The sequence below is a fragment of the Pseudomonas sp. NPDC086112 genome, from assembly GCF_044746425.1.
Taxonomy (GTDB): Bacteria; Pseudomonadota; Gammaproteobacteria; order Pseudomonadales; family Pseudomonadaceae; genus Aquipseudomonas.
The window spans coordinates 40,074-60,575 of sequence record NZ_JBIVCD010000032.1 but is presented as its reverse complement, the minus strand read 5'-3'; the positions used below and the strand labels follow the sequence as shown (position 1 = coordinate 60,575).

At 60.5% G+C, this 20,502-nt stretch carries 18 protein-coding genes and 1 pseudogene; 10 read left to right on the top strand and 9 right to left on the bottom strand.

Annotation, left to right across the window (positions count from 1 at the left end):
• Nucleotide 1: 1 nt before the first annotated feature.
• Both ACIPLA_RS20525 and ACIPLA_RS20520 read left to right on the top strand, forming a co-directional pair.
• Nucleotides 2–967, top strand: coding sequence for a 2-oxoglutarate and iron-dependent oxygenase domain-containing protein (locus ACIPLA_RS20525; RefSeq protein ID WP_218397375.1), 966 nt, complete (start codon nt 2–4; stop codon nt 965–967).
• 81 nt (nt 968–1,048) lie between these two features.
• Complete coding sequence (locus ACIPLA_RS20520; RefSeq protein WP_007907140.1) at nt 1,049–2,002, top strand: adenosine deaminase; 954 nt, start codon at nt 1,049–1,051, stop codon at nt 2,000–2,002.
• Between the two features lie 120 nt (nt 2,003–2,122).
• Here the strand turns inward: ACIPLA_RS20520 and ACIPLA_RS20515 are convergent, their stop codons facing one another.
• The 3 genes from ACIPLA_RS20515 to ACIPLA_RS20505 form a co-directional block, all read right to left on the bottom strand.
• The gene (locus tag ACIPLA_RS20515) at nt 2,123–3,505 is read right to left on the bottom strand and encodes an MFS transporter (protein ID WP_218397373.1); all 1,383 of its coding nucleotides are present in this window, start codon (nt 3,503–3,505) and stop codon (nt 2,123–2,125) included.
• 133 nt (nt 3,506–3,638) lie between these two features.
• A complete protein-coding gene (locus tag ACIPLA_RS20510; RefSeq protein WP_218397371.1) occupies nt 3,639–4,373 on the bottom strand; it encodes a helix-turn-helix transcriptional regulator in 735 nt (244 codons plus the stop codon).
• A 316-nt stretch (nt 4,374–4,689) separates the two neighbouring features.
• Nucleotides 4,690–5,619, bottom strand: a complete 930-nt coding sequence (locus ACIPLA_RS20505; protein WP_401175474.1) for a LysR family transcriptional regulator — start codon at nt 5,617–5,619, stop codon at nt 4,690–4,692.
• Between the two features lie 117 nt (nt 5,620–5,736).
• Between ACIPLA_RS20505 and ACIPLA_RS20500 the strand changes: the two genes are divergently transcribed.
• Both ACIPLA_RS20500 and ACIPLA_RS20495 read left to right on the top strand, forming a co-directional pair.
• Nucleotides 5,737–6,750, top strand: a complete 1,014-nt coding sequence (locus ACIPLA_RS20500; protein ID WP_401175471.1) for a zinc-binding alcohol dehydrogenase family protein — start codon at nt 5,737–5,739, stop codon at nt 6,748–6,750.
• A 231-nt stretch (nt 6,751–6,981) separates the two neighbouring features.
• Nucleotides 6,982–7,152, top strand: coding sequence for a hypothetical protein (locus ACIPLA_RS20495; RefSeq protein WP_185022254.1), 171 nt, complete (start codon nt 6,982–6,984; stop codon nt 7,150–7,152).
• Nucleotides 7,153–7,160: 8 nt separating this feature from the next.
• Here the strand turns inward: ACIPLA_RS20495 and ACIPLA_RS20490 are convergent, their stop codons facing one another.
• Together ACIPLA_RS20490 and ACIPLA_RS20485 are read right to left on the bottom strand one after the other, a co-directional pair.
• Nucleotides 7,161–8,357 (bottom strand): multidrug effflux MFS transporter, encoded by a 1,197-nt coding sequence (locus ACIPLA_RS20490; protein WP_401175468.1) that lies wholly within the window; start codon nt 8,355–8,357, stop codon nt 7,161–7,163.
• Between the two features lie 107 nt (nt 8,358–8,464).
• On the bottom strand, nt 8,465–8,662 hold the full coding sequence (locus tag ACIPLA_RS20485; RefSeq protein ID WP_008069687.1) for a heavy-metal-associated domain-containing protein: 198 nt from the start codon (nt 8,660–8,662) through the stop codon (nt 8,465–8,467).
• Between the two features lie 161 nt (nt 8,663–8,823).
• On the opposite strand from ACIPLA_RS20485, the gene ACIPLA_RS20480 reads away from it, so the two are divergent.
• The 3 genes from ACIPLA_RS20480 (at nt 8,824) to cueR (ending at nt 12,211) form a co-directional block, all read left to right on the top strand.
• Nucleotides 8,824–9,207 carry a hypothetical protein gene (locus ACIPLA_RS20480; RefSeq protein WP_008069688.1) on the top strand — a complete coding sequence of 128 codons (384 nt, stop codon included), beginning with the start codon at nt 8,824–8,826 and terminating at the stop codon, nt 9,205–9,207.
• 200 nt (nt 9,208–9,407) lie between these two features.
• Nucleotides 9,408–11,801, top strand: coding sequence for a heavy metal translocating P-type ATPase (locus ACIPLA_RS20475; RefSeq protein ID WP_218397364.1), 2,394 nt, complete (start codon nt 9,408–9,410; stop codon nt 11,799–11,801).
• Nucleotides 11,798–12,211, top strand: coding sequence for a Cu(I)-responsive transcriptional regulator (gene cueR, locus ACIPLA_RS20470; RefSeq protein ID WP_007907120.1), 414 nt, complete (start codon nt 11,798–11,800; stop codon nt 12,209–12,211). The genes ACIPLA_RS20475 and cueR overlap by 4 nt, the downstream gene beginning before the upstream one ends.
• On the opposite strand, the gene ACIPLA_RS20465 is transcribed toward cueR, so the two are convergent.
• Both ACIPLA_RS20465 and ACIPLA_RS20460 read right to left on the bottom strand, forming a co-directional pair.
• The gene (locus ACIPLA_RS20465; RefSeq protein ID WP_401175463.1) at nt 12,165–13,379 is read right to left on the bottom strand and encodes an MFS transporter; all 1,215 of its coding nucleotides are present in this window, start codon (nt 13,377–13,379) and stop codon (nt 12,165–12,167) included. The two genes, cueR and ACIPLA_RS20465, sit on opposite strands and share 47 nt — an antisense overlap.
• A gap of 251 nt (nt 13,380–13,630) precedes the next feature.
• Nucleotides 13,631–14,524 (bottom strand): PA4780 family RIO1-like protein kinase, encoded by an 894-nt coding sequence (locus ACIPLA_RS20460; protein WP_007907116.1) that lies wholly within the window; start codon nt 14,522–14,524, stop codon nt 13,631–13,633.
• Between the two features lie 444 nt (nt 14,525–14,968).
• On the opposite strand from ACIPLA_RS20460, the pseudogene ACIPLA_RS20455 reads away from it, so the two are divergent.
• Both ACIPLA_RS20455 and ACIPLA_RS20450 read left to right on the top strand, forming a co-directional pair.
• Nucleotides 14,969–16,057: pseudogene (locus ACIPLA_RS20455) on the top strand (cache domain-containing protein); the annotation flags it as partial.
• A 90-nt stretch (nt 16,058–16,147) separates the two neighbouring features.
• Nucleotides 16,148–16,915, top strand: coding sequence for a methyl-accepting chemotaxis protein (locus ACIPLA_RS20450; protein WP_370694472.1), 768 nt, complete (start codon nt 16,148–16,150; stop codon nt 16,913–16,915).
• A 209-nt stretch (nt 16,916–17,124) separates the two neighbouring features.
• On the opposite strand, the gene ACIPLA_RS20445 is transcribed toward ACIPLA_RS20450, so the two are convergent.
• Nucleotides 17,125–17,916: a helix-turn-helix transcriptional regulator gene (locus ACIPLA_RS20445; protein ID WP_123500954.1), complete on the bottom strand. Its 792-nt coding sequence runs from the start codon at nt 17,914–17,916 to the stop codon at nt 17,125–17,127.
• A gap of 84 nt (nt 17,917–18,000) precedes the next feature.
• Between ACIPLA_RS20445 and ACIPLA_RS20440 the strand changes: the two genes are divergently transcribed.
• Nucleotides 18,001–19,029, top strand: coding sequence for a bile acid:sodium symporter family protein (locus ACIPLA_RS20440; RefSeq protein ID WP_401175459.1), 1,029 nt, complete (start codon nt 18,001–18,003; stop codon nt 19,027–19,029).
• A gap of 21 nt (nt 19,030–19,050) precedes the next feature.
• Here ACIPLA_RS20440 and ACIPLA_RS20435 read toward each other — a convergent pair whose 3' ends face one another.
• Nucleotides 19,051–20,328 (bottom strand): acetyl-CoA C-acetyltransferase, encoded by a 1,278-nt coding sequence (locus tag ACIPLA_RS20435; protein WP_063341659.1) that lies wholly within the window; start codon nt 20,326–20,328, stop codon nt 19,051–19,053.
• Nucleotides 20,329–20,502: the final 174 nt, after the last annotated feature.

Genomic DNA, 20,502 nt, shown 5'->3' with positions numbered 1-20,502 from the left:
CATGAACCAACTCCCGATCATCGACATCGCCCCACTCTACAGCGATGACCAAAACGCCTGGCAATCCATCGCCACACAAATCGACCATGCCTGCCGCGAATGGGGCTTTTTCTATATCAAGGGCCACCCGATCGCCCCGTCGCGTATCGCCGCCGTGCTCGAGCATGCCCAACGTTTCTTCGCCCTGCCCACCGCCGAAAAACTCAAGATCGACATCACCCAAACCCGCCACCACCGCGGCTATGGCGCCATCGCCACCGAGCAACTCGACCCGAGTAAACCCAGCGACCTGAAAGAAACCTTCGACATGGGCCTGCACCTGCCGGCTGATCATCCCGAGGTGATTGCGGAAAAACCCTTGCGCGGTCCTAACCGTCATCCGTCGTTGCCTGGCTGGGAATCGCTGATGGAGCAACACTACGTCGACATGCAGGCGCTCGCTCAAACCCTGCTGCGAGCCATGACCCTGGCGCTGGGCATTGAGCGCGATTTCTTCGATAGCCGTTTCAAAGAACCGGTCAGCGTGCTGCGGATGATCCATTACCCGCCGCGCCACACTGCCAGCACCGAAGATCAGCAAGGTGCCGGCGCTCACACCGATTACGGCTGCATCACCCTGCTTTATCAGGATGCCGCTGGCGGACTGCAAGTGCGCAATGTGCGGGGCGAATGGATCGATGCGCCGCCGATCGAAGGCACGTTCGTGGTCAACCTCGGCGACATGATGGCGCGCTGGAGCAACGACCATTACCTGTCGACGCCGCACCGGGTAATCAGCCCGTTGGGGGTGGATCGTTACTCGATGCCGTTTTTTGCCGAACCGCATCCCGACACCGCCATTGAATGCCTGCCCGGTTGTCAGGACGAAGGGCATCCAGCCAAGTATCCGGCCACCACCTGCGCCGAATTCCTGTTGTCGCGCTTCGCCGATACCTACGCCTATCGACGGCAACAGGAAGCCGTGTAATGAACCGGCTGGTCAGGTTTTGCTCATTGTTTCTGCGGGCATCTGTAGAATGCCCTCATTGCACCTGATGAGATTTCAAAAATGTACGACTGGCTGAACGCTCTGCCCAAGGCAGAATTGCACTTGCACCTGGAAGGTTCGCTGGAGCCTGAGCTGCTGTTCGCCCTGGCCGAACGCAACAAGATCGCCCTGCCGTGGAGCGACGTTGAAACGCTGCGCAAGGCTTATGCCTTCAATAACCTGCAAGAGTTTCTCGACCTGTATTACCAGGGCGCCGATGTGTTGCGCACGTCTCAGGATTTCTACGACCTGACCTGGGCCTACCTGTTGCGCTGCAAGGCGCAGAACGTGATTCACACCGAACCGTTCTTTGACCCGCAAACCCACACCGACCGTGGCATCCCGTTCGAAGTAGTGCTCAACGGCATCGCCGCCGCTCTGAAGGATGGCGAGCAGCAACTGGGCATCACCAGCGGGTTGATCCTCAGTTTCCTGCGTCACTTGAGCGAAGACGAAGCGCAGAAAACCCTCGACCAGGCGCTGCCGTTCCGCGATGCGTTTGTCGCCGTGGGCCTGGACAGTTCGGAGATGGGCCACCCGCCGAGCAAGTTCCAGCGGGTGTTCGATCGTGCACGCAGCGAAGGCTTCCTGACCGTGGCCCACGCCGGTGAAGAAGGCCCGCCCGAGTACATCTGGGAAGCCCTCGACCTGCTGAAAATCCAGCGCATCGACCATGGCGTGCGCGCCATCGAAGACGAACGCTTGATGCAGCGGATCATCGACGAGCAGATCCCGCTGACCGTGTGCCCGTTGTCGAACACCAAACTCTGCGTGTTCGATCACATGTCCCAGCACAACATCCTCGACATGCTCGAGCGCGGTGTGAAAGTCACGGTGAACTCCGATGACCCGGCCTACTTCGGCGGGTATGTCACCGAGAACTTCCACGCACTGTACACCGATCTGGGCATGACCCAGGATCAGGCCAAGCGCCTGGCGCAGAACAGCCTGGATGCGCGATTGGTGAAACCGTAAGGTTCACCGCACAACCCATGTGGGAGCGGGCTTGCTCGCGAGGGCGGCGTGTCAGTCAACGATGATGTCGACTGGCATACCGCTTTCGCGAGCAAGCCCGCTCCCACATTTGTTCGGTGATTAACGGACGATCACCGGCTCACTCAACTCTTCCAACGTCTTGCCCCGGGTCTCCATCCCGAACATCCACACCACCCCCGCCGCAATCGCAAAACACATCGCCCCCAGCGCAAACACCCCGCCTTGCCCGGTCATCGGGAACACCAGCCCGGTCACTAATGGCCCGAGTAACGACCCCACTCGGCCGATGGCGGACGCGAACCCCGAGCCCGTGGCGCGTGCCGACGTCGGGTACAACTCAGGGGTGTAGGTGTAGAGCACCGCCCACATGCCGAACAGAAAGAACTGCATCAGCAGCCCCGAGGTAATCAACAGACTGACGTTGCCGCCGAACACTGCACTCTGGCCATAAAGAAACGCCATGATGCCGCCGCCTAGCAATGTCACGACGCATACCGGTTTACGCCCCCAACGCTCCACCAGCCAGGCAGCCATGAGGAAACCGGGAATCCCGCCGAGGGAAATCAGCACCGTGTAATACACCGATTGAGTCACCGCGAAACCCGATTGTTGCAACAACGCACTGAGCCAGGACGTCAGGCCATAAAAACCCAGCAAGGCGAAGAACCACACGCTCCAGATCATCATCGTGCGCTGGCGATACTGCGGCGACCAGATCTCCCCTAGCGCAGAGAAGAAAGTGCCCGGTTGACTCGCCACCCGGGGCAGACGAATCGGTTCAGGCAAATCCGCACGACCCAATGAAGCCCGGACCCGATCTTCGATGCCGAGCAAGACCTTGTCCGCCGCGTCATGATGTCCGGCCTGCTCCAGCCAGCGCGGAGACTCGGGAATGAAAAAACGAATCGCCAGGACGAACACCGCCGGCACCGCCAACACCAGAAAGATGTCGCGCCAGCCAATCACCGGCAACAGGAAGTACGACAGCACCCCGGCCGCCACGAAGCCGAGCGGCCAAAAACCATCCATCAACGCGATGTAACGCCCCCGTCGCTTTGCCGGAATCAGCTCCGACAGCATCGACTGAGCAATCGGAAACTCCATGCCCATGCCGATCCCCAGCAGGATTCGGAACAGCGTCAGCGTTTCAACGTTCTGCGCCGTGGAACACAGGTAACTGGCGATGCCCCACAGCACAATGCTCCACTGGAACACTGGTTTGCGCCCGAAGCGGTCGGCCAGCATACCCGACAGCGATGCGCCCAGAACCATGCCGAAAAAACTCGAACTGGCCAGCAACCCGGCCTGCGCCGTGCTCAGGCCAAACTCGGTTTTGATCGAGCCGAGCAGAAAGGTCATCATCGCCAGGTCCATGGAGTCGAAGAAAAATGCCAGGGCAATGATGATGAAAATGATGCGGTGATAACCGCTGATGGGCAGCCGTTCCAATCGTTCTGCCGCGCTGAAGCTTCGTGTTTCCATGCCACATTCCCCCAATCCTGAAAGTCCCCGGATCGAGTGTGCGCGATAGCGGCTGGGGATTATTGCTGAATGCGACCTGTCCACAGCTCTGAACGACGCCTGAAACAAATCCCGGACGTCGCCCTCAATGACTCTAAAGCGCCATTTCCAGTTCGGTTTCCTTGGCGAAGCGATGGATCTCCCGTTGCCCCAAAGCGGTGATCTGCAACGCTCGCGAATCGTTGGGCAGGCTCAACCAGCCCGATTGCATGAACAGCTGCAACAACGCCGCGCCCAATGAACCGCCCATGTGCGGGCGTCTTTCGCTCCAGTCCGGGCAAGCGCAGGCGACTCTGCTGTTACGATGAGCCAGCGCCTGGATGAACACACCGCGCGTTGCCAATTGTGTGGCGCCCTTGTGAGTGATCATGACCCGCTGATCGAATTGCTCGATCCAGCCCGCATCCAGCAGGCGCTGGTAGAGGTCGGCGGCCAGGGTGCCGCCCAGATGGTCGTCGCAGAGCCTGGCCCGCAGCAATGACGAAGGCGCCGCCTGAGGTTTGGCGATAGGGCTCGTGCGTTTGAAAACCTCTGGAATGTCCTGAGGCGCGCTGGCCAGGGTCGCGCTGGCCAGGGCCTCTATCGCGGCGCCGACTTCGGGCGCGGCAAGCCGGAAAAACCGTTTGCGGCCACGGGTTTCGACTTTCAACAGACCTCCGGCGGACAAACGCCCTAAATGCGCACTGGCCGAAGACGGCGACAGGCCGGCCAGCAACGCCAGCTCTTCGGTTTGCCGCGCCGAGCCGTCCATCAAGGCCCACATCATTGCGCTGCGCTTGGGGTCAGCCAGCAATGTGGCGATCTGGCTGATGCAAGGTGCATGTTCCATGTATTCACTCCCTGTTGAATCGTTTCGTCTACTGCTCAGAGACATCTTGACCAGTAATGTGTCGTCGGCCAAGACGCGAAAACCGCCATGGACCGGGCAAAGCCACCCACTCACCCAAGCCATTGCTTCGTGGGTGCAACGAAGGTCTGGTGATGACCATCGGGTATGACCGAATCGAACCTGACCTCGCCATTGCGAGGTCGACGGTGCGTACATGAGGCGGGCGCTAGTATAAGCGGGTTAACCGTCGCTTCCTGCCCTCGGGGATCCATTGATGGTGATAGTTCCTGAGAGAAATTTCGCTATTTGCCTGCGACTAATGATCGACATCCGATTTCGTCGGAAATTGACTGCTTATCCGAGCGCATCGGCTGGCGAGCATTTCCCGCAAAAGGTTCACCGGCTTACTCAATTGTGCGCGATGGGCGCACAGCAAATTCAGCGGTGCACGCTCACAGAGCAGCTCCGGCATCAGCACTTTCAGCCGACCGGCCAGCACATCGGCGGCGACATCGAGCCAGGACTTATACGCAATCCCCGCCCCCGCGACGGCCCACAGACGCACAACATCGGCGTCGTCACTGAAGCGATCACCACTGACCGTCAGGCTCACGTCGCGTTTGCCATCGTGGAAACTCCAGTGATCGTGAACCCGACTACCGAGCATGAATAACAGGCAATTGTGCTGAGCCAATTGCTCCAGATACCGAGGTTCGCCATGCCGGGCCAGGTAACTCGGCGCCGCGCAGAGTACACGACGGTTCTGTGGGGCGATGGGCAACGCCACCAGGCTCGAGTCTTCCGGCTCGCCATACCGCAGGGCAATGTCCACCGGTTGGCGGAACAGGTCGGCGATGCGGTCGCCCAGCAGCAACCGGACCGTGAGCTTCGGATGCTCGCGCTGAAACTCGTCGAGCCATGGCAACAGCAGGTTGCGACCGAAATCCGAAGGCGCCGACAACTGCAAAATCCCGCTGACCTGATCCTGCCCGCTGGCCAGCAAGCGGCGGCCCTCATCGAGATTGCTCAAGGCTGCCCGGGCGTATTCCAGAAAACCTTCGCCTTCCGCGGTCAGGCGCAGGCTGCGGGTAGAACGGGCGAGCAAGCGCGCGCCGAGTTGCTGTTCGATACGCTTCAACGCAGCACTGGCCACCGCCGCCGACATATCCATCACCCGCGCCGCCGCCGACAGGCTGCCCAGGTCTGCAGCCCGAACGAACAACTGCAAGTCATCGAAACGCAACATCGCCAGCCCCGATTATCAAAAAAATATTGAAAGAGACTGCTCTTTTAGCGGGTTTTATCTTGCCGGGAAATAACCAATCATCTGCCCCATCGAAATTATTCCCTCTCAGGAACCCACATGAAAGCCATCGCCTACTACGACTCCCTGCCCATCAGCGACGAAAAATCCCTGCAAGACATCGAACTGCCAGAACCGGTCGCCGGCCCGCGCGACCTGTTGGTGGAGGTCAAAGCCATCTCGGTCAACCCGGTGGATACCAAGGTTCGCCAGAACGTCCAGCCGGAAGGCGGCGCGGCAAAGGTGCTGGGCTGGGACGTGGCCGGTGTGGTCAAGGCTGTCGGCAGCGAAGTGACCTTGTTCAAGGCTGGCGACAAAGTGTTCTACGCCGGCTCCATCGCCCGTGCCGGCGGCAACAGCGAGTTGCATGTGGTGGATGAGCGCATCGTCGGTCATATGCCGAAAACCCTCGGTTTCGCCGAAGCAGCCGCCCTGCCGCTGACTGCCATCACCGCGTGGGAACTGCTGTTCGATCGCCTGCAAGTGCGCGAAGGCAAAACCGATGAAGGCCAGAGCCTGCTGATCGTGGGTGCCGCTGGCGGTGTGGGTTCGATCCTCACGCAATTGGCCAGCCAGCTCACCGGGCTGAAGGTCATCGGCACCGCTTCCCGTGCACAGACCCAGAGCTGGGTGCGTGACCTGGGCGCCGATCAGGTGATCGATCATAGCCAGCCGCTGAGTGAAGAACTCAAACGTGCGGGGTTCGAGCAGGTGACCCACGTCGCCAGCCTGACCCAGACCGATCAACACCTGGATCAATTGGTGGAGGCGTTGGCGCCGCAAGGCAAACTGGCGCTGATCGATGATCCGAAGTCGCTGGACGTGACCAAGCTCAAGCGCAAGAGCCTGTCGCTGCACTGGGAGTTCATGTACACCCGCTCGCTGTTCGAAACCGCAGACATGATCGAGCAGCACAACTTGCTCAACCGCGTCGCCGGGCTGATCGATGCAGGCACGCTGAAAACCACGGTCGGCGAGCACTTCGGGACCATCAACGCGGCCAACCTGCGGCGTGCCCATGCTCTGCTGGAGAGCGGCAAGTCCAAGGGCAAAATTGTGCTTGAAGGGTTCTGAAGAGTAGGAGCTGCCGGAGGCTGCGATCTTTTGATTTTGCTTTTAAAAACACCAGATCAAAAGATCGCAGCCTTCGGCAGCTCCTACAGGGGATGGTGATTTTTTGCCGTCAGTCAGAGAATTGACCGTTGTCACAATTGCGATCGTATTCAGGTCTACAATCGAAAACTCTGCGAACAATCATTTACGTGATGTCTTTTACGAGACGTCTTTTACGAAAGGAGTTCAGCAATGAAGATCCTGATAAAAGAAGTGGCAACATCCTGCTGGCAGGTCCGCCTGGATCAACACGCTGTGACGTTCCGCAGTGAGGCCGAAGCCCTGGCTTTCACTAAAACGCTTGAAGCGCGCTTGCACGCGCCCCATCAGATTCCCGACCGTCAGCATCGCGCTGCTGGCTGAGTCCGTCCTCAGACCTGGGCTTGCGTCAGCGCCCGGGCATTTTGCAAACGTCGGGTGAGCGTCGCCGCGCTCACCACCAGAATCCCGCACAGGCTGATGACCATGGCCATCGGCATGGCGCTGCCATCGTGCAAAACCCCCACCAATGCTGCGGCCCCGGCGGCGACGCTGAACTGCAGGCAACCGAGCATCGCCGAGGCACTGCCCGCCCGCGCGCCCTGACCGTTCATGGCGCAGGCTGAGGCGTTGGGCACAATACAACCCAAGCTGGCGATGCAGAGGAAAAGCGGAATCAGCAATGGCCACAACTGCGCCGTGTGCAACGCACTCACCGCCAATAGGGCCAGACCACCCGCCAGATAGAGCCAGACGGTACGCGCCAATAAAAAGGCTGGACCACGCTTGGCCAGCATCCGGGCATTGACCTGGGCCACCAGAATGAAACCCGCCGCGTTAATGCCAAACAGCCAGCCAAAATGCTCGGCTGGCACGCCATAGAGTTTGATGAAGACGAACGGTGAACCGGCGATGTAGGCAAACATCCCGGCGATGGCGACACCGCCGGTCAGGGCATGGCCGAGGAAGATCGGGTCCGCCAACAACCGACCATACTGGCGTAGCGCGCCCGACAACGGTTGGCGCGGCACATGGGCCGGCAGACTTTCCGGCAGCCCGAGGGCCACTGCCAACCCTGCCAGCGCACTGAAACCGGTCAGTGCCAGAAAGATCGATTGCCAGCCCGTCGTGTTGACCAGCAACCCGCCCAGCATTGGCGCAAGAATCGGCGCCAGGCCCATCACCAGCATCAACTGCGAAAAGACCTTCGCCGAACCCACCGCATCGCATTTATCGCTGACCACCGCCCGCGAAATCACCATGCCCGCGCACCCGCCCAGCGCCTGGACGAAACGTGCACCAATCAGCCATTCCAGCGTCGGCGCATAAGCACAGGCCAATGAAGCGGCGGTGAACAAGCCGACACCTGTCAGCAAGGGAATCCGTCGCCCAAAGCGATCCGCCACCGGGCCGTACGCCAGTTGGCCGATGGACAGGCCAAGGAAATAGGCCGCAAGGGTCAGTTGAACGTGTTTTTCGTCGGTGCCGAAAGCGAACGCCATCGCCGGGAACGCCGGCAGATAGAAATCGATCGCCAGCGGACCGAAAGCGCTCAAGGCGCCGAGAATCAGGATTGCGCGCAAGTTCATCAGGCGTCCAGGTTAGGCATGCGGGTTGGCCATGGATCGGCAGGCCGACAGTCTAGCCTTGCGTGGACGCCTTGAACATTCCGTTAGGTCGCTAACTATTAAAAAACTCAGGCCAGTTTGACGCCATAACCCTCTTCGCTGATCGCGGCGATCACCTGATCGGCCGTCAGCGCACTTTCAACGCCGACTTCTTTTGCCGCCAGATCAATGCGCACGCTGGCCGCGGGATCCTTGGCTTGCAGCGCCTGAGTGATGGCCTTGACGCAGTGACCGCAAGACATGCCTTCAACATTGAACACTTGCATGGGACAACTCCTTGAATGAAGCCCTTTAATGAGGGTTGCAGGCAGTCTCGAGCTTGCCACCATGGCAAGGTCAAGTTCTCAAGCAAGCTGCCGGGCTGGCAATCGGCGCCACGCTCGGCCAAGCTGCGTCCATCTATGACTCGACATCAGGAGATTCAGCCATGCGCTGGTCAGCTCTCAGCCTGTTTGGCTTCCTCAGCCTATTTGCCGCGACACCTTCGGTTCAAGCCGCCGGGGAGGACTACGGCGTGCTGATCATTTCCCGCGAGCGCCTGGAGGTTTCGACTTCCTGCGAGATCGGCGTGTACATCCAGGATCAGCTATCGGCGCGACTGTTCCAGGAACAGAGCACCTCGTTCAACCTGCCGCCGGGCAATGTGTCCCTGCGCCTCAAACTGCTGCCGGGCCAGGTGCCGGGTTGCAACCCGGGCATGCTCGCGCCGGGTTCGCAGAACATCACGCTCAAGGCCGGGGATGTGTTGAAGTTCCGGATTGCGATGACGCAGGAAGGGATGTACCTCAAGCCTGCCGCCCTCGAGTATTGATCACCCCCTACCCGTAGGAGCGAGGCTTGCCCGCGAAGGGGCCATAACAGTCAGCATCGATGGTGACTGTGATGGCCCCTTCGCGGGCAAGCCTCGCTCCTACGAGGTGCAAAGTCGCGAGACGATTTGAAGAGTGGCGCTTGACCTTGCCCGCATGGCAAGGTTGATCCTGTAGACAATTTCTACAGGGAGCGTGACCGATGTCCGAATCCACCACTTTCGATCTGCCGATTGCCGGCATGACCTGCGCCAGTTGCGCCGGACGTGTCGAGCGTGCCTTGAGCAAAGTCATCGGCGCCACGGCCGTCAGCGTCAACCTAGCCACCGAACAGGCTCGGGTTCAAGCGCCCAGTGACAGCCTGCCTGCCTTGATGGACGCGGTGCAGCAGGCCGGTTACAGCGTGCCACAGCAGCCCCTGGAATTGAGCATCGACGGCATGACTTGCGCGTCCTGCGTCGGCCGCGTCGAACGGGCGCTGGCCAAGGTGCCGGGCGTGAAGAGTGTCAGCGTTAACCTGGCCAACGAACGTGCGCACCTCGAACTGCTCGGCCAGGTCGATCCGCAACCCCTGATCGACGCCGTGACCAAAGCCGGTTACTCCGCCAGCGTCTGGGAAGTCGAACACCCGCAAGCCGACATTCAACAGCAACGCCTGCATCGCGAACGCTGGGCCTTGCTGGCGGCCATCGCCCTCGCTTTGCCGCTGGTGCTGCCAATGGTGCTGCAACCTTTCGGTGTGCACTGGATGCTCCCGGCATGGGTGCAGTTTGCATTAGCCACCCCGGTGCAGTTCATCTTCGGCGCGCGCTTCTATGTCGCTGCGTGGAAAGCCGTGCGCGCAGGTGCCGGCAACATGGATTTGCTGGTAGCCCTGGGCACCAGCGCCGGCTATGGCCTAAGCGTTTACGAGTGGGCCACCGCTGCCGGTCGCATGCCGCACCTGTATTTCGAAGCCTCGGCGGTGGTGATCGCTCTGGTGCTGTTGGGCAAATACCTGGAAAGCCGCGCCAAGCGCCAGACCGCCAGCGCCATCCGCGCCCTTGAAGCCTTGCGTCCGGAGCGAGCCATTCAGGTAATCGATGGCCGCGAGCAGGACGTTGCGATCAGCGCTTTGCGCCTCAACGATCTGGTCATGGTCAAGCCCGGCGAACGCTTCCCGGTGGATGGCATCGTTGTGGAAGGCCAGAGCCACGCCGACGAAGCATTGATCAGCGGCGAGAGCCTGCCGGTGCCAAAACAACCGGGCGACAAGGTCACCGGCGGCGCCATCAATGGCGAAGGTCGGTTGCTGGTTCGGACTTTGGCGCTCGGCGCAGAAACCGTGCTGGCGCGGATCATCCGCCTGGTCGAAGACGCGCAGGCGGCGAAAGCACCGATCCAGAAACTGGTGGATAAAGTCAGCCAGGTGTTCGTGCCTGTGGTTCTGTTGATCGCGCTGGCGACCCTGCTCGGTTGGTGGTTGTACGGCGCGCCTCTGGAAACCGCATTGATCAACGCCGTCGCGGTGTTGGTGATCGCCTGCCCTTGTGCACTCGGGCTGGCCACGCCGACGGCAATCATGGCCGGCACGGGTGTAGCGGCGCGCTACGGGATTCTGATCAAGGACGCCGAAGCCTTGGAGCGCGCCCATGAAGTCAGCGCCGTGGTGTTCGACAAGACCGGCACGCTGACGTCGGGCACGCCGCGCATCGCGCATTTGAGTGCCATCGAAGGTGACGAAGCTGCCTTGCTGCAAATGGCTGGTGCGCTGCAACGCGGCAGTGAACACCCGCTGGCCAAGGCGGTGCTGGATGCCTGCACCGAGAGCGACCTGACCGTGGCTGATGTCAGCGACAGTCAATCGCTGACCGGACGCGGCATTGCCGGCAATCTCGATGGTCGGCGACTGGCTTTGGGCAATCGGCGCCTGCTGGAAGAAAGTGGCCTGAGCGCCGGGCCATTGGCTGACTCCGCAACCACTTGGGAAACCGAAGGCCGGACCCTGTCCTGGCTGATCGAGCAAAGCCCTGAACCGCGAGTGCTCGGCCTGTTCGCCTTCGGTGACACGCTCAAACCCGGCGCCTTGCAAGCGGTACAACAACTGAGCGCACGAAACATTAGCAGCCACTTGCTGACCGGCGATAACCGCGGCAGCGCCAAGGTGGTCGCCGAGGCGCTGGGCATCAGCGATGTCCACGCCGAAGTATTGCCGGCGGACAAAGCCGCCACCGTCGCCGCACTGAAAAGAACCGGTGTGGTGGCAATGGTCGGCGACGGCATCAACGACGCACCGGCCCTTGCCGCGGCAGACATCGGCATCGCCATGGGTGGCGGCACCGACGTCGCCATGCACGCGGCCGGGATCACCCTGATGCGCGGCGATCCACGGCTGGTGCCGGCGGCGCTGGAGATCAGCCGCAAGACCTACGCGAAGATTCGCCAAAACCTGTTCTGGGCCTTTGTCTATAACCTGATCGGCCTGCCACTGGCGGCGTTCGGCTTTCTCAACCCGGTGCTGGCCGGCGCCGCCATGGCGCTGTCGAGCGTCAGCGTGGTGAGCAATGCATTACTGTTGAAAACCTGGAAACCCAAAGACCTGGAGGATCACCGATGAACATTGGCCAAGCGGCCCGCCAGAGCGGTCTGAGCGCGAAGATGATTCGTTACTACGAATCCATCGGCCTGCTCAAGGCGGCCCATCGTACCGACAGCGGCTATCGGGTCTATGGCGACGACGATCTGCATACTCTGGCGTTCATCAAGCGCTCTCGGGATCTGGGGTTTTCGCTGGAAGAGGTCGGCAAGCTACTGACCCTCTGGCAAGACCGCCAGCGGGCCAGCGCCGATGTGAAGGCGCTGGCCCGTCAGCACATCGACGAGTTGAACCAGAAGATTCGCGAACTCGGCCAACTGCGCGACACCCTGCAAGACCTGGTAGAACATTGCCACGGCGACCATCGCCCGGACTGCCCGATCCTCAAGGAGCTGGCGTCGGGCTGCTGCGCCGAACCCGCCCATTCCTGAGCGCCAACCCCTTCGCCACCAGCAACGTGGTGAGGGGAATGCCATGGAACAACAACACCACCGCGCCAGGCGTCCACCAGGAATAGAACGGCGCGGCGATCAACATGCCAACGCCGAACCCGGTCATTTGCAGCAGCGTCAGAAAGCTGAAAATCGGCAGGCGCAGGTTGTCCGGTTCACGTTGCAGGCGCGACATCAGGCCGACTTCCGAGAACCCGTCGCCCAAGCCTGCGGGCAACGAAAACAGCAGCAAGCCGTAAAGGGTTTGCTGTTGGAACATCAGGATGAAGCCGCAGGACATCAGCAAAACGCCGAAGAAGAATCGCCGTTCCAAATGAACGTTGTCCGTACCTTTCAGGCGACTGGCGATTCGCGCACCGATGAATTTTCCGCTGGCCCAGACCGCCAGCATCAGGCCCAAGGTGGTGCTGGGCGACTCGGGTGTCAGCAGTTTTGAAATGATCGGGAGGCCGACGTTGTGTGCGGCGCTGCCAAGCGTATCAGCCATGGCAACGGCCAGCATCGCCGTCAGCACCGGCGCCGTGCGCAAACCCTGACGCAGGGCTGACCATTCGCCTTGTTGGTGAAGGGGCTCATCACTGGGTGCCGGTCTGGAAAACCGCAGCGGCACAATCAACAACGCCGCCAGCAGGTAAGTGGCCACGTTCAGGGCAAACACCGTTTCAAAGCCAAACCCCGCCACCAACAACCCCGCTACCAGACTCCCGCCGACCATCGCCGCAGACGATGCAGAGGTTATCCAGGCGTTGGTCGTGAGCAGTTGCGCCTTATCGATCATGTGCGGCAATTGGCTGTTGAGGCCGATGGCGAACATCGAATTGCCGAACCCCAGGCCGAACGCGATCAGCGGTAACAGCAGCGCTTGTTGGGTGACCGGTAGCACCAACAGCAGGCCCAGCAAACCGGCGCGCAGCAGGTCGAAGGCAATCAGCGGCAGACGCCCGGCCCAGCGGCGATAGAACCGGGTGCCGATCAAACTGGCAAAAATCCCCCCGGCGACACGGCTGGCGAGGAAGATGCCGACGCTCATCGCGCTGTTGCTGAGCAGATAGACGTAGGTGGCCAGGGCAACCATGTTGAGGAAAGCGCCGAAGTCCGAAATCAGCCGGGCGGCGATGATCAGTCGGGCATTGCAGGTGGAGTTCACATTCAGTCCTTGAGTGTGGGGGTTTGAAGATACCTGCATGTGGGCAGGGTGTGAGCACTGTTTCACTTACACCAAAAATCTACTGTGGGAGCGGGCTTGCTCGCGAAAGCGGTATGTCAGTCAACGGTGATGTCGGCTGACATACCGCCTTCGCGAGCAAGCCCGCTCCCACATTGGATCTTCGTCAAGTTTTGGTATTCGGTGATCCTATGAACAAAAACCCGGCCGAAGCCGGGTTTTGGGTCAACCGATCACTGCATCCAGGGTGGAGGCGGTTCTTCGGCTTTGCTCGGTGGCGCGTCGTCCGCAGCGCGGATCGCTTGCTTGCGCTCTTCATCGAGACGGGCCGCCTCGATCTCGCGCATGATCCCGCCGACGTCTGCCAGTTCTTCCGGCTCGTCGAACTCGCCGGTCAACACACTGGCCGGGTGCAAAGTGCCCGCTTCGTACAATGCCCACATTTCCTTGGCGTACTTGGTGCGTTTCAACTCCGGTGCAAAACGACCGAAGTACGACGCCATGTTGCCCACGTCCCGCTCCAGCATGTTGAACGCGTGGTTGTTGCCCGCCGCATCCACCGCTTGAGGCAAGTCGATGATGACCGGGCCGGTCGGCGTCAGCAGCACGTTGAACTCGGACAGGTCACCATGCACCAGACCGGTACACAGCATCAGCACGATCTGCGAAATCAGAAACGCGTGATATTCGCGCGCCTGGTCCGGCTCCAGCACCACATCGTTCAGACGCGGCGCGGCATCGCCGTACTCGTCGGCCACCAGCTCCATCAGCAGCACGCCTTCGAGGAAGTCATACGGCTTGGGGACTCGCACACCGGCACCGGCCAGGCGGAACAACGCCGCCACTTCGGCATTCTGCCAGGCGTCTTCGGTTTCTTTCTTGCCGAACTTGGAGCCCTTGGCCATCGCTCGAGCCTGCCGGCTGTTGCGCACCTTACGGCCTTCCTGATACTCGGCCGCCTGACGAAAACTGCGTTTATTCGCCTCCTTGTAGACCTTGGCACAACGCAGCTCGTTGCCGCAGCGCACCACATAAACAGCTGCTTCTTTACCACTCATGAGTGGGCGCAGCACCTCGTCGACCAGACCGTCCTCGATCAGGGGTTCAATGCGTTTTGGAGTCTTCATCAGCTTTTATTGTGGGTCCTTTATTACCAAACACGCGAAAGTCATTCGTTATACGGCAATCCACTCATTCGCGGGAGGGGTTGCCGACCTATGAACGTTCCCATGAACATCAAGAAGCACACAATGTGCCGGATTAATCAGACTCAACTCATCGACCGCTCAAGATCATAGCTGAGCCTGCGCCACTTGTTGATGAAGGGCTACAAGGGCATTTGCGACAGAATCTGACACGTAGCCCCTACCCTTCGCCGGATTTTTCTCAACAGGCCTCAATTTCCACGTTCCTCAGCCGAAGTCATTAGAGAGAAAAGGAATTGTCCGACAATCGCCCCGACAATGATAACGAGGGCGCACTCAAGGATCGGGGTATCGAACGTTTTCGGCTGCCAATAATCCGCGAGTCATCTGCACTGCGTGGGCCTACAAGAAAAAACTGGAGTGCGGATGAACATCAAACAGAAGTTGACCTGGGCGTTTGCAATCATCGCCTGCTTGCCCGTGGTGCTGGTCGCCACCCTCGTAGTGCTGAACTTGCGCAGCGATGCCAAGGATAATTTTGTCGACGGCAGCGGCCGCGAGATTCGTCAGGTCAGCAATGCCATGCAGTTGTTTTTTGACGGCATCAGCCAGAACGTCGATTACCTGGCCACCCAACCGCTGATCAAGAACTCCGACGATAGCCTCAAGACCTACATGAGCGCCAACGCCGAGAGCATTCCCCAAGGCGAGTCGGACAAAAATATCTTCGCCCTCCTCCAGGACCTGGGCAACAGCCACCCGGCCTACGCCTATGCCATCCTCGGTACGGCGGCGGGCGGTTACGTGTCCTGGCCGGACGATGCGAAGCTGAGCAATTACGATCCGCGCCAGCGCCCTTGGTACAAAGCCGCGCAGGCCAAACCCGGCAAACCATTTCGCACCGAGGCCTATTACTGGGCTCAGGATGACGCGACTTACGTCAGCACCGTGCGCACCATCGACAACAAACTGGGCACCAACGGCGGCGTGGTCAGTATCGACGTGACGCTCAAGCAGCTCACCGAAATCGTCAAACAGATCAAACTCGGCGAAACCGGCTACCTGATGCTGGTGGAAAACACCGGCACGGTACTGGTCGATCCGAAGCAACCAGCAAACAACTTCAAAGCCCTGACCAGTCTCGGCGACGGCTACGCGCAACTGGCCAAGGCCGGCAAAGGGCTGGTGGAAGTCGAGCTCAATGGCGAGCGCTACATGGCCAACGTCTGGCCGTCGGAACAACTGGGCTGGACCTTTATCGGCCTGATCAAGCAAACCGACGTGATGAGCTCGGCCACTCAACTGACCTGGCTGATCGCGATCATCGCGGCGGTACTGGCGGTGTTCTTCGCCATCGTCGGCGCCAGTTTCGCCAGCTTGATCGTGCGGCCGATCCGCAGCGTGGCCAGCGGTCTGGAAGGCATCGCCCAGGGTGAAGGCGACCTGACCAAGAACCTGCAAATCCGTGGCAGCGACGAAACGGCTCAATTGGCCAACTGGTTCAACCAGTTTCTGGCGGCGATTCGCAACCTGATTCAAAGCATTGGCGGCGCCGCGACCAAGATCCTCGCCACCTCCCAGAGCTCGACGCAAGTGTCCAGCGACATGGCCGAAGCCGCCGGACGCCAGCGTGAAGCGGTGGACATGGTGTCCACGGCGTTCCACGAAATGGTCGCCACCGCCAACGAAGTCGCACGCTCCTGCAGCCAGGCCGCCGAGTCGGCCGACAGCGGCCAACGCCAGGCGCGCGAAGGTCAGCAGCAGATCGATGCCGCAGTGAGCAGTGTTGATCGCTTGAGCCAGGAAATCGAACAGTCGGCGCAATCGATGCAACAGCTTGAGCGCGATAGCAACGACATTCAGTCGATCCTCGGGACCATTCGTTCCATCGCTGAACAGACCAACCTGCTAGCGCTGAACGCCGCCATCGAAGCGGCCCGGGCCGGTGAACAAGGTCGTGGTTTCGCGGTGGTGGCAGATGAAGTTCGCGCCTTGGCCAAACGGACTGCCGACTCCACGGCGGAAATCGACGGGCTGCTGGGCAACCTGGCCAAGCGTACCAGCCAGGTGACGCAGCAGATGCATGCGAGCCTGGAAGTGTCTCAGCAATCGGTGACCCGCATCGGCGAAGCGCGAAGCAGCTTCGGGCAGATACGTGAATCGGTGGATGTGATCCGCGACATGAACACTCAAATCGCCACGGCGGCTGAGGAACAGCATCAGGTGGCGGAAGACATCAATCGCCACATCAGCCAGATTCATGGCGATGCGCAGTTGGTGGCAGAACTGGCGAATTCGGCGCGTCTGGATTCTCAGAGCCTGGCTGGTTTGTCGAATGAGCTGGATGGGTTGGTTCGGCGGTTCAGAACCTGATCCAACATCCCGGTGGCCGCTTCGCGGCCAATCGCGGGCAAGCCCGCTTGTATGGTAGGACTTGAAGGGAGCGGGATTGCTCGCGAAGACAGATTGTCAGCCAACAGAGATGTTGAATGTGATGGCCTCTTCGCGGGCAAGCCTCGCTCCTACAGGTTTTGTGTCGGATGCGATCCCTGTAGGAGCGAGGCTTGCCCGCGAAGGCGTCATCACTGCCTAAACAACTCCCCCGGGGTAAACCCGAACAACCCCTTGAACGCCGCAATAAACGCCGACGTCGAGTCATACCCGCAAGACAGCGCGGCATTGGTCACGCTGTTCCCCTCCTCCAGCAAACTCAGCGACGACAGCAGCCGCATGCGCTGCCGCCAGCCGCGGAAGCTCAACCCGGTTTCACGCTGGAACAAGCGCATCAAGGTCTTCTCCGACGTACCCAAACGCTCGGCCCATTCCTGCAAGGTCGCATTGCGCTCAGGGCTGTCGATCAGCTCGTTGCATAAACCCAGCAAACGTTCATGCCGGGGCAGCGGCAGGGAAAACCCCACCTCCGGCAGACTCGCCAACTGATCCAGCAGCACGCCCACCAATCGCGCTTCCTGGCTGTCGCCCTGTGGATATTCCACGGGAAGCAGGCAAAAGCGCTTGATCAGCTCCCGCGCCAATGGCGTGACTTCCAGCACCCGGCAACGCCCCTCCGCCCACTGGCAGTCCTCGCGGCGCACATACAGGCTGCGCATCTCGGCACGCATCGACGTCACGACCTGATGCTCGAGATCCGCCGGAATCCAGATGCCCCACTGCGGCGGTGCAAAGAAGCTGCCCTCGGCGGTATGCACACCGAGAACGCCGCTGATGGCGTAGGAAAACTGCACCCAATCGTGACGATGCGGCGACGTCCATGAACCGGCGTTCAGACTTTCCGCCCGCGCATACAACGGACGCGGCAACGCCGTCAGTGCCGGGATGGTGCGTTCGAGGGAAAGTTGTCCGTTAGTCGGCATTGATTGGCCTTATGTCGCAAGACGGCTGATGGAGCCGACGTTAGGCTAAGTCATCAATTCTTACAAACGTATTCGGTGCCCATCATGCATGCCTTCAAACACCTCAAACGCGTGGTCACCGACTGGTTCTTGTGCGGCATGCTGCTCGCCACGCTACTGGCGTATGTCTTCCCGACCTTCGGCGCCACCGGCGGCGGGATGCACGCGGAGTATGTGATTAACATTGGCGTGTTTCTGGTGTTCTTCCTCCATGGGATCAATCTCTCCAGCGAGCAGATCCGCCACGGGCTGAAGAACTGGAAGCTGCACGTGATGGTTCAGGCCTTCACCTTTGCGGTGTTTCCATTGATCTGGCTGCTGAGCGACAAACTGCTGGGTTCGCACATCCCCTCACTGCTGATGCTCGGCTTCCTCTATCTCTGCGCCCTGCCTTCGACCATTTCCTCGTCCGTGGCCCTGACCGGTAGCGCGGGCGGCAACGTACCGGCAGCGATTCTCAACGCGAGCCTGTCCAGCGTGCTGGGGATTTTTCTGACACCGTTGCTGGTGAGTTTCGTGGTCGGCAGCGGCGCTGGCGGTATCGACCTCGGTGCAACCCTGCTCGACTTGTGCGCCATGCTGCTATTGCCGCTGGTGCTCGGGCAATTGCTGCGGCCGTTACTGGGCAAGTTTTTCGCTCGGCACAAGCGCTACACCAACATCGCCGACAAACTGGTGATCCTGCTACTGGTGTACTCGGCGTTCTGCAACTCGATGGTGTCGGGGATGTGGCAGCAACAGGGCAACAGCGTGATTCTGACTGCGCTGATGGGCAGTGCGATTTTGCTGGCAATCATTCTGTGGATGACCACCCGCACCGCTCGGGCGCTGAAGTTCAGCCCTGCCGATGAGATTGCCTCAGTGTTCTGCGCCAGCAAGAAATCCCTGGCGGCCGGTGCGCCGATGGCGGCGCTGATCTTCGGCGCCAACCCCGGCCTTGGCTTGATCCTGCTGCCGATCATGATCTATCACCCGTTGCAGCTGATCGTCTGCTCGATGATGGCCGAGGGTTACGTCAACCGCAACCGGGAACTGGCCGCGCATCAAAGCGCGGCAGTGCTCAACCCCCAATAATCAGCAATCAGCAATCAGCAATCAGCGCTCGATAATCGCCGTCACGCCCTGACCGCCCGCGGCGCAGATCGAGATCAACCCTCGGCCCTTACCCGCCGCGTCCAGCAGCTTCGCCAGGTTGGCGACGATGCGCGCACCGGTGGCGGCAAACGGATGCCCGGCGGCCAGTGAGCTGCCTTTGACGTTGAGCCGGCTGCGGTCGATGGAACCCAGTGGCGCGTCGAGCCCGAGGCGGGTTTTGCAGAACGCCGGATCTTCCCAGGCCTTCAACGTACACAGCACTTGCGCGGCAAACGCTTCATGGATTTCGTAGTAATCGAAGTCCTGCAAGGTCAGGCCATTGCGCGCCAGTAACCGCGGCACGGCATAAGCCGGCGCCATCAGCAGGCCTTCGGCACCGTTGACAAAATCCACCGCCGCCGCTTCGCCGTCACGCCAATAGGCGAGGATCGGCAAGCCGCGCTCTTTCGCCCATTCTTCACTGCCCAGCAGCACCACCGACGCGCCATCGGTGAGTGGCGTGGAGTTGCCCGCGGTCAGGGTGCCCTTGGCGCTTTTCTCGAAGGCCGGTTTCAGTGACGCCAGTTTTTCCAGGGTCAGGTCCGGGCGCAGGTTGTTATCCCGGGTCAGGCCGAGGAACGGCGTCATCAAATCGTTATGCCAGCCTTCGGCGTAGGACGCGGCCAGTTTCTGATGGCTTTGCTGGGTCAGCTGATCCTGCTCGTCACGCGGGATGCTCCAGGTTTGGGCCATCATTTCACAGTGTTCGCCCATCGACCGGCCGGTACGCGGCTCGCCGATGCTTGGAAAGTCAGGCATCAAGTGGCGGGGACGCAGTTGCAGGAAGGTTTTCAGTTTGTCGGCGGTGCTTCGGGCGCGGTTGGCTTGCAAGAGGATCTTGCGCAGGCTTTCGTTGACACCGATCGGCACGTCCGAGGCGGTGTCGACGCCGCCGGCAATGCCACATTCGATCTGACCCAGGGCGATTTTGTTCGCCACCAGCAACGTCGCCTCCAGCCCCGTGCCGCAGGCTTGCTGGATGTCATAGGCCGGCGTCATCGGCGACAACCGCGAGCCGAGCACGCATTCGCGGGTCAGGCCGTAATCACGCAAATACTTGAGCAGCGCTCCAGCCGCCACTTCACCCATGCGCACACCGTGCAGGTTATAGCGCTCGATCAAGCCTTCCAGCGCTGCGGTGAACATCGCCTGGTTACTGGCAGTGGCGTACGGCCCGTTGGACCGGGCAAAGGGGATACGGTTACCACCGATAATCGCGACGCGGCGCAGCTGAGTCATGAAAAAGCTCCTTTAAATCAACTATGAACACCAAACCCTGTGGGAGCGGGCTTGCTCGCGAAGGGGCCGGCCCATTCAACATCTCCGTTGACTGACACACCGCTTTCGCGAGCAAGCCCGCTCCCACAGGGGGCTGCATTTGCTGAAAGTCCTGCTAAACCCAATCTCAAACTA